Source organism: Mesorhizobium sp. Primo-A, from assembly GCF_003997175.1.
GTDB classification, from domain to species: Bacteria; Pseudomonadota; Alphaproteobacteria; order Rhizobiales; family Rhizobiaceae; genus Mesorhizobium; species Mesorhizobium ciceri.
The window spans coordinates 534,110-546,672 of the sequence record NZ_RZTG01000003.1; the positions used below are offsets into that span (position 1 = coordinate 534,110).

Genomic DNA, 12,563 nt, shown 5'->3' on the forward strand with positions numbered 1-12,563 from the left:
GGGATTTGGCCGCGATTGTGGAATGGGCGTGGCGGAGCCCAGGAAATGCCTAATCTTGGCCGGGCGTGACCGAAAGGCCTCAGTAATCGTAGACGTGTTCGAGCCTGGCGCCGGACTTGATCAGCGCCGGCAGCACGAGATGCAGTTTGCGCACGGCAACGATCATGCCGGTGCGGCGCGTGGATTGATCGGCCGGCAGCGGATAGCTGAACAGGATGTGCATGCCTTCGGGAATGGCGATCGTATCGGTGGAGAGCACCGTGGCCATGATCTCGTCATTGCCGCCGATCTCGACGAAGGAGACGCCCTTGTCGATCAGGCGCAGGATCATTTCGGTGAAGACCTGATAGCGCCTGGTGACGAAGATGGTGCCGTCAGCGCCCATGTCGCGTTCGAGCAAGGTGTCGGGCTCGTTGCGCGTGGCTTCGCCGACGGGCCCCTTGGCCCAGACATGGATGTCGAGCAAGGCGGGGTCCATCGTGGCAGCGAGGGCCTTTTTTATCAGGTCGGCATAGCCCTGCTTGATGGTGTCGGCGAGGCCGAACGCCAGCTTGCGTTCGCTGGTGCGGACGGAGCTGTCGCCCGGCACCGGCTGCACGGCAAACAGGCCGGCACGCTTGTCGGCATACGGGAACTGATACCAGGGCACCTGGTCGAGAAACGCGGCATAGTCCGCCGCGACCTTGGCCTGATAAATGTCGGCGGCGGTGCGCTTGGCCGTTGTCGCCTCGGTGATGCGGCCGACCGTGTTCTCATAGGCCCACTGCAATATATGCTCGATCGAGTGGCTGGTGCCGATGATGACCAGCATCTGGTGGTTGGCATAGTTGAATTTGTAGGGAGCGCTGGCGCGGATGACCATGGCGTAGTCCTGCCAGAAGCGGCCGATATAGGACCAGTAGGGGAAGCCGCTCGGCTGGTCCTTGTCGACGAAGCCGGCATATTCGCGTGCGGCGTAGACGATCGCCCATTCCGGATAGGTGAGGAAGGTTGATTCCTCCGGCCGCTGGTAGCCGGGGATCTCGGCGCGGACCTTGTCGGCCAGCGCCTTGGGCGGGGCGCCGTCGGCAATGCCGGGCAGCGGCGTCTTGTCGAGCGACGACGTCGTCAGGAAGCCGTAGCTCAGCCCGGCGATCGGGATGAGGATGACGACGACGATCAGCCAGAGGATCGTCTTGATGAGGCGCTTCAGCCAGCGGAACAGGAACATGCCCGATCAGGCCGTGGCGAAGTGGTCGTGTACGCGCCTGGCTAGCCGGAAGCCGACATAGACGGCGAAGCCGCCGATGACGATGTGCGGCAGGTTGGCGAAGAAGCGGGCCGGGAATTCGATATCGTTGAGAGAGCGGAAGCCGTTGATGAAGATACCGGCATCGAGGCAGCCGGAACCGGTGACCAGCCCGAGCACGCCGTCGAAAAGGTAGACCGAGCCGAACAGCTTGAAATAGAACACTGCCTGGCGGTGCGAGATGAAGGCGGCGGCCAGCGCCCAGACGCCGGAGAAGGCGTGCAGCAGATCATCGTACCATTGCAGCGAGAACAGGCCGAACAGATTGCCGTCGGCATCGTTGAAGGCCGGTATGTAGCCGATGGCGACGACGCCGAAGAATAGGAAGGCATAGGCAACGGCAAGCTTCTGGACGAGCGTCATGAAGTATCCCCCTTCTACAAGCCCATTTGTAAACGCTACTCTGCCGGCCGCCTGACGCGGTTTTCTGCGCTTCCGATGCTCACGGACTCAAAGGTCCGCTGCGCTTCGGTTCTCGAAAACCACGCCATCCGACTCGGCAGAGCGCGTTTTCAAACGGGCTCTGACCAGGCGATACTAACCGATTTTAGCGCGTGGAGAAGCGGCGCTCGCAAGATCGCCGCCAAAGGGCATCGGGGGGCCAAAAAGACAGTCGGCGCCGGGATTTCTCCCAGCGCCTCCCTGTCAGATCAGGACACGGTCGCGGCAGCAACTTCCGTAAAGTCGTCGCGCCTTGCCGGCCTTGATTTTGACGGTCCTGCCAGTCCGCCGCCCGAGAGCAGCGTCCGTTCGGGACCACGCCGGTCTCCACCCTTGCGAGCTTTGCCCTGCGCACCATCGAAGGTTTTTGCCGTCCTTCATGGCAGCATCGGTCCGCCGTCGGCGTTGGCACGCTTTCCGCGGCCCCGTAGGTCTCGGCTCCGTCCCTCGAAACAGGCAAGCCTGCTCTCGCTTCGGGCCGTACGGGCCTCAGGAAATCCGCCTTTCACTTCGCCTTTCGGCTTGATGATCGGTAGCCGCCTGAGATGGGTTTAATGTACACCGAGTAAGGGTCCTGGGGAATGGCCGCTGCCCTGTGGATAGCGGGATTACCGGGGATCGTTAGCCACAAACCGGGGAATTCGAGCGCCGGCTGCTTTAGACAGCCCGCCCGCTTTTTTGCGTACGAGCCGACAGCGCCCCTTGCTCCGCCGGTGGTCGCGGGCTTCAATGCCGGCAAAGGATCGGACCTGCATGTCCGGCGCCGGGGAGGGCGGGTATTTTGAAAGTCGGAGTGGTTCTCAACCCGATTGCCGGTGGCGGCCGGCTGAAACGGCATTGGCCTGATGTTGCCGTGTCGCTGAAAAAGCATTTCGGCGAATTCGAGCTGCGCGAAACGCAGGCCGAAGGCGATGCCGAAAGGCTGGCAATCGATCTCGCAATGATTGGCTTCGATCTGGTGATTGCGGCCGGCGGTGACGGCACCGCCAGCGAAGTGGCCGACGGGCTTCTGCAGGCGGCCCAGGAGAGCGGCCGGATCACTGAACTTGGCCTGTTGCCGTGCGGCACCGGCATCGATTTCGCGCGCGGGCTCGGCCTGCCGAAAGAGGTGGATGCCGTGCTGAAGCGGTTGGCCGAAGCCAAGGGTCGCAAGGTCGATGCCGGGCGCATCGGCTACATCGACGATCACGGCGCGCTGGCCAGCCGGCACTTCATCAACATCGCCAGTCTCGGCCTGTCCGGCGCCACCGACCGCGCCGTCAATGCCGACAAGCGCAAGGGCAGGATGTCGGCCAAGGCACTGTTCCTGTGGCGCACCGTGGTGGAGTTCATCCGCTACCGTTTTCAGGACGTCAGGATCACGGTCGATGACGGCGCACCCGTCGAAGCGCGCATGGCGCTGGTGGCGGTCGCCAATGGAAAGTTCTTTGGCGGCGGCATGATGATCGCGCCGGATGCCGACCTGACCGACGGGCAGTTCGACATCGTCATCCTGCGCGCCGCCGGCAAGCTGAAGCTGATCTGGGACATCCGGCTGCTCTATGGCGGCCGGCACCGCAACCATCCGGCGATCACCATCCTGCGCGGCAGGAAAGTGGTGGTCGAGCCGCTCGGCGATGCGTCAGAGAATGGCGCCCTGGTCGATATAGACGGCGAGTCGCCGGGACGCATACCCGCGACCTTCGAGATCCTGCCGGGTGCATTGACGCTCAGATACTGAATCAAGCCGTTGACAGATTGATTCAGATGAATCCGCCCATCAATCCAACGTCCTGAAATCGCTTGATAACTGGCTGATGTCAGAGTTCCAGCTTGGCCGGAAAACCGGGCGCGCGCAGGTCGGTATCGACGGCATCCTCGAGCAATTTGACGATCTGGGTGGACCAGGCGCTGCCGCCATATTCCTGTTTGCCCATCTGGAAAATCTCACTCACAAGCGGCGCCAGTTGGAGCGGCAGTCTGAATTCCCTGCCCATCGCCAGCGCGAAGCCGAGGTCCTTCAGCGCCAGGTCCATGGTGAAGCCGATGTCGTAGGAGCCGTTGAGAATGAGCTGGCTTTCGGTCTCGTGGACGAAGCTGTTGCCGGAGGAGGCTGAGATGGCATGGTAGGACTGGGCGAGGTCGAGCCCGCCTTGTTTGGCCAACATCAGCGCCTCGCCGGCGGCGACGAGATGGATGAAGGCGAGCATGTTGGTGATCACCTTGATCACCGCCGCCGAGCCGACCGGACCCATCAGGAACGACTTTGCGCACATCGCCTCGATGGCCGGCCGATGACGTTCGTAGAGCGCTGGATCGCCGCCGACCAGCGCGGTGATCTTGCCAGCCGCCGCCAGATGCACGCCACCGGTGACCGGGCATTCCAGCGTCTCGACGCCCCTGGCCGAGGCGAGGGCCGCAAGGCGAAGAATCTCGTCGCGGCCGTTGGTGGACATCTCGATCCAGGTGCCGCCTTGGGGTAGGCCCTCCAGCAATCCGCCGGGTCCGGCCAGCACCGCTTCGCTGACCTTGGGCGAAGGCAGGCACGTGATGGCATTGCCGGCCCAGGCGGCGGCCTCGGCCGGGCTGCTCGCGGCAGTGGCGCCGAGCGCCACCAGGCGCTCGACGGCGGCCGGATCGCGGTCGAGGACGGTGACGGCAAAGCCGTTGCGGATCAGGCTGGCGGCAAGGTTTCCGCCGAGATGGCCAAGCCCGATGAAGGCGTAGCTCTTGCTCACGGCATCAGCGGGGTCTGCATCATCTGCAGATGCAGGTCCTTGCCCGTATAGGGGTGCGCGTCGCAGACCGCTTCGTTCAACTCGACGCCGAGGCCGGGCTCCTTCGAGGGGACGACGTTGCCGTCCTGCCACTCGATCTTCTTCTTCAAGAGCGTGGCATGGAAACCGTCCCACTGCTTCAGCGATTCCAGGATGAGGAAGTTGGGCAGTGTCACCGCCAGCTGGATGTTGGCCGCACCGACGATCGGCCCGCAATAGCAGTGAGGGGCGACCTGGATGTGGTAGGCCTCGGCCATCGCCGCGATCTTCTTGGTTTCGAGAATGCCGCCGGAGCGGCCGAGGTCCGGCTGCAGGATGGTCGCGGCGCGGTTCTCGATGACGCGGGCGAACTCGAACTTGGTGGTCAGCCGTTCGCCGGTGGCGATCGGGATCGAGGTCGCGCGGGCCACTTGCGCCATGACTTCGGGCATGTCAGGCGGCACCGGCTCCTCGAACCACAAGGGATCATAGGGCTCGATGGCGCGCGCCATGCGCAGCGCGCCGGACGCTGTGAACTGGCCGTGCGTGCCAAACAGGATGTCGGCGCGGGTGCCGACCGCCTCGCGGATCGCCTTGATCATGCGGGTGGACAGGTCGATATCGACAAGACGCGGCTGGTGGCCGTCGAAGGCGGTGTAGGGGCCGGCCGGGTCCAGTTTGACGGCGTTGAACCCCTGTTCGACATATTCGAGCGCGCAGGCGGCGGCGAGATCGGGGTCGTTGTAGACGTTCTTGCCGTGCGCATCCTCGGAGTGGACGCTGCCGGTGTGCGGATAAAGATAGGTGTAGGAACGCAGCGTTTCGTGCACCTGGCCGCCGAGCAGTTTGTAGACCGGCTTGTCGGCCTCCTTGCCGATGATGTCCCAGCAGGCCATTTCCAGCGCCGAGAAGCAGCCCATGCCTGACACGTCGGGCCGCTGGGTGAAGCCGGACGAATAGGCGCGGCGGAAGAAGTTCTCGATGTCGTGCGGATCGCGGCCGACGAGATAGCGCTCGGCCATGTCCTCGACCATCCGGGCGGTAACATGGGCGGAGAAGGTGGCGTTGTAGGCCTCGCCATAGCCGACCACGCCGCCATCGGTGGTCAACTTGACGAAGATGAAATACTTGCCGCCGATGCCGGGCGGCGGATTGTCGACAACCCAGGTCTTGACGTCCGTGATCTTCATTTTTGGTCCTCCAGAACCAGTTCGGCGCCCTTCCAACCGGTCATGATCGAGGCGGCGTTGGTGTTGCCGGTGATGTTGTCGGGGAAGATGGAGGCGTCGATGACGCGCAGGCCGTCGATGCCGTGCACCTTGAGACGCGGGTCGACGACGGCGCGCGCCGGATCGGGCCCCATGCGGCAGGTCGAGACCGGATGATAGACAGTGCCCGAGCGCTTCCTGAAATCCTGAATCAGGTCTGCATCGGAAGTGATTGACGGGCCTGGCAAAACCTCTTCCTCGATGATCTCGGCCATGGCAGGCATCGAGGCGATCTTGCGGACGAATTTCACCGCCGCCAGCATCTCCTCGACATCGGCATTGGTGGAGTAGGCATTGGCCGTTATCCTGGGGTACTCGCGCGGATTGGCCGAGCGGATCATGATCTCGCCACGGCTCGACGGGCGGCAGTTGGACAGGCCGATGGAAAAGCCCGGCCATGGGTCGGGCGTCAGGATGGGACGCTCGCCGCTCTTGGGAATGACGGTCGAGAATGCCTGGAAATAGAGCTGCATGTTGGGCCGCGTCGCCGCCGGGTCGGTGCGGAAGAAGCCACCGGCATTGTTCATCGACAGCGACAGCGGGCCCGAACGGGTCAGGATATATTGCATGCCGACCAGCAGCTTGCCCCACCAGGGACGCAGCGTCTGGTTGAGCGTCGGCAGCTTGCCCTTGAAGGTGTAGTTGATGCCGACATGATCCTGCAGATGCGCGCCGACATTCTCGTTGGCGTGGACCATCCGGATGCCCAGGCCTTTCAGCAGCGCGGAAGGCCCGACGCCGGACAGCTGCAGCAATTGCGGCGAGTTGACCGAGCCGCCCGACAGGATGACTTCGCGACCGGCACGCGCCGACTTCGTCTCGCCGTTCTGCTGGTATTCGACACCGACGGCGCGCTTGCCCTCGAACAGCACCCTGGTCGCCAGCGCCTTCATCTCGACGCGGACGTTGGCGCGCTTCATCGCCGGGCGCAGGAAAGCGCGCGCCGCCGACATGCGGCGGCCGTTGCGGGTCGAGATCTGGTAGACGCCGACGCCTTCCTGGGCAGCGCCGTTGAAATCCGGGTTGAAGGGCAAGCCGGCCTGCTGGCCGGCGACGAGATAGCGTTTGGTCAGCGGGTGGACGGCGCCCGAACAGTCTGTGACATGCAGCGGGCCGCCGACGCCGCGCCATTGGTCCGCGCCGGCCTGGTTGTCCTCGAGCGCCTTGAAGGCGGGCAGCAGATCGTCATAGCCCCAGCCGGGATTGCCGGCGGCGGCCCAGGCATCGAAATCTTCGCGCGCGCCCCTGATCCAGACCATGGCGTTGATCGAGCTCGAACCGCCGAGCAGCTTGCCGCGCGGCCAGTGGTCGGCATTGCCGGCAAGCCCCGGGTCCGGCTCGGCCTTGTAGTTCCAGTTGACGCCGGGATCGAAGAAGGTCTTGCCGTAGCCGAGCGGCATCTGCACGTAGAAGCGGCGGTCGCTGCCGCCGGCCTCCAGCACCAGCACCGAGAAGCGCCCCGAGGCCGACAGTTTTTCAGCCAGGACCGAGCCGGCCGAGCCGGAGCCGACGATGATGAAATCATAGGTCTGCATGATGGAAATGGGAGGCTCCGAAAAATTGGCTGCAGCCTAGACGCGACGGCATTCCGAAGTCGCCGCGCCATCCGGCATCAGTTGTGAAAAAAGCGACCGTCGAACCGATCAGGTTTGCGGGGATTCCCGACAATCGCGCTTGATATCTATCGTCCCGACAGCCTATGCGGTGGCACTATCTTGGCGCATAACTTTTCGGAGTTATGCTCTGGCCACTCTGCGGAAGGCAGGAAATCATATGCGGACCCTCCCTGACGCGTTCATTCCCGAACTGCCGGGCCACTACAGCGGCAAGGTCCGCGAAAACTACGATCTGGCGGATGGCCGGCGCATCATCATCGTCACCGACCGGCTCAGTGCCTTCGACATCATCCTGACCTCGATCCCCTACAAGGGAGAGATACTGACCCAGACGGCGCGCTACTGGTTCGAGGAAACCGCCGATATCTGTCCGAACCATGTTCTCGAATACCCCGACCCGAACGTCGTCGTCGGCACGAGGCTCGACATCCTGCCGGTCGAGATCGTCGTGCGCGGCTATCTGGCGGGAACCACCAGCACCTCGATCCTGACGCGCTACAAGCGCGGCGACCGCGACATGTACGGTATCCGCCTGCCGGACGGCCTGCGCGACAATGAAAAGCTGGCCGAGCCGATCATCACGCCGACCAGCAAGGCCGCGCATGGCGGCCATGACGAGCCGCTGTCGAAAGCCGAGATCCTCGAACAGGGTCTTCTCACGCAGGCGCAGTGGGACACCGTGTCCGGCTACGCTTTGCGGCTGTTCGCCCGTGGCCAGCAGCGCGCCACCGAGCGCGGCCTGATCCTGGCGGACACGAAGTACGAATTCGGCACCGACAGGAACGGGACCATCATTCTTGCCGATGAAATCCACACCCCGGACAGCAGCCGGTACTGGATCGCATCGAGCTACGAACAGGCGCTCGCCGACGGCAGCCGGCCGGAGAGTTTTGACAAGGATTTCGTCCGGTCGTGGGTCTCGGCGCGCTGCAACCCCTACAGCGACCCGATACCTGAGATACCGGCCGAGATCGTCGAACAGGCCTCGCATGTCTATGCGCAGGCCTATGAGGCGATCACCGGCAAGGAGTTCTCTCCGGACCTTTCCGGGAACAGCGTGCTCGATCGCATTCGCACGAACCTCAGGCGCTATTTCTGATCGATCTTCGCCGGGTGATGCGAACTGCCGTCCCATGGCCATGCCCAGGGTCTACGAACTCGGGTTAACCGGTCCTCGGAAACCTTCGCCGGTGTGTTGGCTGACGGAGCAAACGAAAAACCCGCCTGTGCGGCGGGTCACTGGCGCAAATCAGCACCATAGGCAAAAATGTACCATAGCTGAGGGCACCCAGTCAAGAAAAAATTCCTATCGTGAAAAAGCTGCCCGGCAAAAAGGCTGCCGACACCGCGCGCCGGCTGTCGCAGGTCTTTTGCCAGTCCGAGCCTGTGGCCATGCCGTGGCTCGTTGACCTTCTGGCGCCGTGACGATACGGGATCGAGGGCAGCCAGTCTCGAAGGATTTCTCGCATGGTGCACTACGCTGAAGGACGGCCGCTTGGCGATCTGACGCTGCGCACCCTGGCCATGCCTTCGGACGCCAATGCGGCCGGCGACATTTTCGGCGGCTGGGTGATGGCGCAGATGGACCTGGCCTGCGGCATCCGCGCCGCCGAGCGCGCCAAGGGCCGCGTGGTGACGGCGGCGGTGAAAGAGATGTCGTTCGCCAAGCCGATGAAGATCGGCGACACGCTGTGCATCTACACCCATGTCGAGCGCGTCGGCCGCACCTCGATGACGCTCAAGGTCGAGGCCTGGGCGCAGCGCTACCTCTCCGACCTGATGGAGAAGGTCACCCATGCGGATTTCGTCATGGTGGCGCTGGATGGCGAGGGCAAGCCGAAAGCGGTTCCCGCCGAAGGCTGAGGCAAGCCGAAAAATCAGAAGCGCACTTGCATCGTGGCGCGGACGCCCTGGTCGGCCGCCTTCTTCCCGAACTGACCGGAGTAGCTGATCCCCAGCGTGGTGCTGTCGGCGATCCGGAAATCGAGCCCGGCCCCGACGATGGCTGTATCCCTAGCGATCGGCACGCCGGCAATGGTGAAGAGGTCGCCACCGGCGAAGGCCATGTCTGCGGTCGGCGTGGTGTCGCCGAAGGCATGACGCCAGCCGAGCGTACCCTGCGCGGTTGCTTGCATTCCGCCGAGGTCGAAGCCGGCCGAGGCCCGCAAGCCGAGCGTGGTGAAGGTGGTCTCGGTGGTCGAGGCAGCGGATGTGAGTGCGGCGGCGCGCCCCTTTTCCGTGAAGCTGTCGGTGTGGAGGTTGACATAGGCGAGACTGGCGAAGGGCTCGAAGGCAGCCATGCGCGTCTCGAGGCGATAGCCGGCCTCACCGAAGACCTGCGCGGTGCCGGCATCGTATTTCGCCGTCAGCGCATCGACGAAGCCTGGAACGACGACGTTGCGGCTGGTGTCGATCCGGTTCCAGCTGTAGGCGACGCCGCCGCGCAGGCCGAGGCCGTCCCACTGTCTACCGCCATAAAGGCTGATGTGATAGGTGTCGCTGGAGCCGGAAGAGGCATGATCGTCGACGTCGAAACTGGCGTGGTTGTAGCCGGTCAGCAGGCCGACCCGCCAGGCTTCGCCGATCACGGTGTCGGCGCCGGCGAGGAAGCCGCCGGTGGAGCGGTCGAGGCCGGCGGCATTGCCGTCGCCGCTCGCCGTGCCCCAGGAGCCGAAAGCCTGCCCCCACACGACGAAACGGCTGGTGTCAGCCTCGACCAGCTCCGGGCCGCCCTCGCCATAAGCCATCACTGGCATGGCGGGAGCGGCGACGTCGCCCATGGCCGCCCGGACGCGGGCGGTTGCGGCATCGGCGACGAAGCGGCTGTCCTCGATCAGCATCCCCTTGGCTGAGGCATGAACCTCGCCCGACGCGGCATCCAGCGCCAGGCGCGCTGCGTCCTTGTCGGTCATGAGCAGCATGGCCCATGCAAGCGCATTGCCTTCGCCCAGCCGATCGAGGGCTCCGGCGGTCGCGAACTGGTTGCGGGTGGTGGCGACGTTGGCGACCGCGACGTCGTTGCGCGCCAAGGCGAGGGTGATGTCGTTGCCGTCGCCGCCCTTGTAGTTGATGAGATGGTCGAGGAAGAGAAGGTCGTTGAGGTTGCCGACGGAGGCGAAGGTGCCGGCGACATCGGCAGCGCCATTGTTCTGGATGATCGTGTACGGCCCGTTGCGCAGGTTCCAGCTCTCGGCTGTCGCCGGCGTCAGGACCAGGTTGAGCGTGGCGCCTGATATGTCGACCGTGCCGCCGACGATCAGCCTGTCGGCGCCGGATGGGGTCGCCTCGACCTCCAGGACGCCATGATTGACATAGTTGCCGCCGACCGCCTGGACGCCGATGGAATTGCCGACGCCGTGCGTGCCGAGGATGGTGACATTGCCGCCCATGGTGCCGATGCCGCCAAGGCGCGCGCCGGAATCCACCGTGACATCGCCGGCGAGGCTCGCTGTGCCATGGCTGGCGTCGCCCACCACCAGCGTTCCCATGTCGACGGTGGTCAGGCCCGCATAGCTGTTCTGTCCGTTGAGCGTCAGCTTGCCCGCGCCGGTCTTGGTCAGAGAGCCGTTTCCGGAAATGGTGCCGCCGATGACGTCGTCATGACCGAGCGCGCCGAGCGAAAGCTGCGGCGCCAGCTGTGAATCGTCGATTAGTATGGCCCCGTCGCCAGACAGCGAACCGACATCGAGCACGGAGTCCTGGTTGCGGAAGCGAACCAGCACGCTGCCGCCGGCGCCGTTGAGGATGGTTGCATCAGCCGCCTGCGATGCCTGCTGGAAATCGAGCGTGCCGCCGGCCTCGTTGACCAGCGTCGCCGTTCCGCCGTCCGAATGTCCGTAGAAAATGGTCGAGCCGCCATTCCGGTTGGTTATCGTGGCGTCCCCGGCGGAGGAAGATACATTGCTTGAGTAATCGTCGTCGAAGGTCGTCCTGCTGAAATAATACGGTATGCCCAGGCCGTCATTGACGATGGTAGCATTGGCGGCGCTTGCTCCTGTGAAGGTGACCGAGCCGCCGCCCTGGTTGATGATGCTGGCCGTGCCGGCATCGGTTCCGGTGCTGAAATTGAGCCCGCCAGTGCCGTCCTTCGCCAGAATGATGGTGGCCGCGCCGGCGGTCGCATTGCGCAGGAAGTTGAGGTCGCCCAACCCGACGGTGATCGAGATATCCTCGGCACTGACCGGATTGGCGGCGTCGTTGCCCGAGAAATAGAGCTTGGCCCATCCCCCGCTTCCGTTGGAGTTTATGGCGACCAGTCCGTCGCCGAGCGCGCCTGTCGCCGTCACGACAAGGCCGCCGCCGCGCACCGCCGTGCCGCCCGAATAGCTGTTGGCGCCGGTCAGCGTCAGCGTGCCGGAACTGGTCTTGGCGAGTTGTCCGTCGCCCGAAACCACGCCGTCGAGGATCAGGTTCTTGCCGGCGCCGACATCGAAGGTGCCGCCGTTGGCGCCGAGGATTATCTGGCGCTCCAGCGTGAAACTGACGGGATTGCCCGTCACCTGCAGCGCGCCGCCGTTCAAGGTCAGGGCGCCCGAGACATCGCCCAGCGACCAGTCGCCGCCGATCCTCAATGTGCCCTGGTCGACGGTCCACGACGTCACCGCGCTGGTGCTGCCGGTCAAGGTCCATGTGCCGTTGCCGGTCTTTTCGTAGATGCCGAAACCCTGGTATTGCTGTCCGACGCCTGAGACGTCGAAGCTGCTGTCGACGTTCCCGCCGAGCCTCAACGTGTCGGCCGCGCTGAAGGCCTCCACAGTGCCGCTGATCGCCGAGCCGGCCCGCAGCTCCAGCGTATTGACGCCGCCGCTGAACCGGATCGCATCAGCCTGGGGGCCGTTGCCGTCGATCGAGAATCCACCGGCGATGGTGCCGCTGTTGGTCACGGTGAGGCCAGCCCCGGCAATGCCGACCCCTCCGGATCCGGCAAGGTAGCGTTGATCGGAATAGCCGCTGGCGCCACCTGTGCCGCCCTGCACGGTGCCGCTGTTGTCGATCGTGCCGCCACCCGACATGACGATGCCGCTGCCACCACCACCGCCGGTGCCACGCGAATAGCCGCCACCGCCGCCACCACCACCCGCAATGGTGCCTCTGTTGATCAAGGCAATATGGGCTCCAGAGAACATGGCGCCGCTGCCGCCGTCGCCTCCGCCGCCGCTATCGGCAACACCGGCACCGCCGCCGCCGCCGCCGCCGCCAACGATACGACCGCCGC

9 protein-coding genes are annotated in these 12,563 nt (G+C 64.5%); 3 read left to right on the plus strand and 6 right to left on the minus strand.

What is annotated here, in order from left to right; translation table 11 throughout:
• Positions 1-79: 79 nt before the first annotated feature.
• Both EOC83_RS08055 and EOC83_RS08060 read right to left on the minus strand, forming a co-directional pair.
• Positions 80-1,210 (minus strand): hypothetical protein, encoded by a 1,131-nt coding sequence (locus EOC83_RS08055; protein WP_063168826.1) that lies wholly within the window; start codon positions 1,208-1,210, stop codon positions 80-82.
• Between the two features lie 6 nt (positions 1,211-1,216).
• Positions 1,217-1,651 carry a DUF4383 domain-containing protein gene (locus EOC83_RS08060; protein ID WP_013530043.1) on the minus strand — a complete coding sequence of 145 codons (435 nt, stop codon included), beginning with the start codon at positions 1,649-1,651 and terminating at the stop codon, positions 1,217-1,219.
• Between the two features lie 859 nt (positions 1,652-2,510).
• Between EOC83_RS08060 and EOC83_RS08070 the strand changes: the two genes are divergently transcribed.
• Positions 2,511-3,449 (plus strand): diacylglycerol kinase family protein, encoded by a 939-nt coding sequence (locus tag EOC83_RS08070; protein WP_063168825.1) that lies wholly within the window; start codon positions 2,511-2,513, stop codon positions 3,447-3,449.
• A gap of 79 nt (positions 3,450-3,528) precedes the next feature.
• On the opposite strand, the gene EOC83_RS08075 is transcribed toward EOC83_RS08070, so the two are convergent.
• The 3 genes from EOC83_RS08075 to EOC83_RS08085 are packed head-to-tail and all read right to left on the minus strand — an operon-like array spanning position 3,529 to position 7,267.
• Complete coding sequence (locus EOC83_RS08075) at positions 3,529-4,446, minus strand: NAD(P)-dependent oxidoreductase (RefSeq protein WP_063168824.1); 918 nt, start codon at positions 4,444-4,446, stop codon at positions 3,529-3,531.
• Positions 4,443-5,654: a mandelate racemase/muconate lactonizing enzyme family protein gene (locus EOC83_RS08080; protein ID WP_063168823.1), complete on the minus strand. Its 1,212-nt coding sequence runs from the start codon at positions 5,652-5,654 to the stop codon at positions 4,443-4,445. The genes EOC83_RS08075 and EOC83_RS08080 overlap by 4 nt, the downstream gene beginning before the upstream one ends.
• Positions 5,651-7,267 carry a GMC family oxidoreductase N-terminal domain-containing protein gene (locus tag EOC83_RS08085; RefSeq protein WP_063168822.1) on the minus strand — a complete coding sequence of 539 codons (1,617 nt, stop codon included), beginning with the start codon at positions 7,265-7,267 and terminating at the stop codon, positions 5,651-5,653. The genes EOC83_RS08080 and EOC83_RS08085 overlap by 4 nt, the downstream gene beginning before the upstream one ends.
• A gap of 238 nt (positions 7,268-7,505) precedes the next feature.
• Here EOC83_RS08085 and EOC83_RS08090 point away from each other — a divergent pair, with 238 nt between their 5' ends.
• Positions 7,506-8,447, plus strand: a complete 942-nt coding sequence (locus tag EOC83_RS08090) for a phosphoribosylaminoimidazolesuccinocarboxamide synthase (protein WP_063168821.1) — start codon at positions 7,506-7,508, stop codon at positions 8,445-8,447.
• A gap of 368 nt (positions 8,448-8,815) precedes the next feature.
• A complete protein-coding gene (locus tag EOC83_RS08095; RefSeq protein ID WP_013530049.1) occupies positions 8,816-9,211 on the plus strand; it encodes a hotdog domain-containing protein in 396 nt (131 codons plus the stop codon).
• Positions 9,212-9,225: 14 nt separating this feature from the next.
• Here the strand turns inward: EOC83_RS08095 and EOC83_RS08100 are convergent, their stop codons facing one another.
• Positions 9,226-12,450 (minus strand): autotransporter domain-containing protein, encoded by a 3,225-nt coding sequence (locus EOC83_RS08100; RefSeq protein WP_206516553.1) that lies wholly within the window; start codon positions 12,448-12,450, stop codon positions 9,226-9,228.
• Positions 12,451-12,563: the final 113 nt, after the last annotated feature.